We start from the raw sequence: 706 nt of genomic DNA, 5'->3' as shown, positions 1-706 counted from the left end.
TGACCTGCCCCCCGGAAGTTCCCTCAGTCTGATGTAGAGTCTGCCCAACCTGAAGGAGCAGACGAGATGAGGAAAAGCCGTTTCACCGAAGCGCAGATTATCGGGATGATCAAAGAGCAGGAGGCTGGTTTGCCGACGGCCGAGCTGTGCCGTAAGCATGGGCTGAGCCCTGCGACGTTTTACAAGCTGAAGGCCAAATATGGCGGGATGGATGTTTCCGACGCCAAACGCCTCAAGCAGCTCGAGGATGAGAACGCGAAGCTGAAGCGCCTGGTGGCAGATGTCATGCTGGACAATGTTGTGCTGAAGGATCTCCTGGGAAAGCCCTGACGACGCCGATGCAACGGCGGGACGCGGTGCTGCGGGCGATGAAGGGTCATCCGATCTCTCAACGCCGGGCCTGCGTCCTGATCGGGGTCGATCCGAAGACGGTGCGGCGCGAAAGACCGCCCGATAACCCGGAGATCCGTCTGGAAATGAACAAGATTGCTGAGAAGCGGCGGCGGTTCGGTTACCGGCGCATTGGCGTCCTGCTGGAGCGCGTGGGCATGATTATGAACGAAAAGAAGCTTTACCCATTGGCCGATAGGCGTTTGACTTCAAACGCCGTAAGGCGGATTTACCGGGAAGAGGGCCTGTCAGTGCGCCGCCGTAGAGGCCGGAAACGGGCGCGAGGCAGCCGCACACCAATGCCAGTGCCATTGCG

General features: G+C 59.6%; 1 pseudogene. It reads left to right on the top strand.

The window, feature by feature from the left end:
* Positions 1 to 66: 66 nt before the first annotated feature.
* Positions 67 to 706, top strand: a pseudogene (locus FQ320_RS25320) (transposase); the annotation flags it as partial.

This window comes from Oceaniovalibus sp. ACAM 378 (genome assembly GCF_008085915.1).
Classification (GTDB): Bacteria; Pseudomonadota; Alphaproteobacteria; order Rhodobacterales; family Rhodobacteraceae; genus Oceaniglobus.
This window is presented reverse-complemented; position numbering and strand designations above follow the sequence as displayed.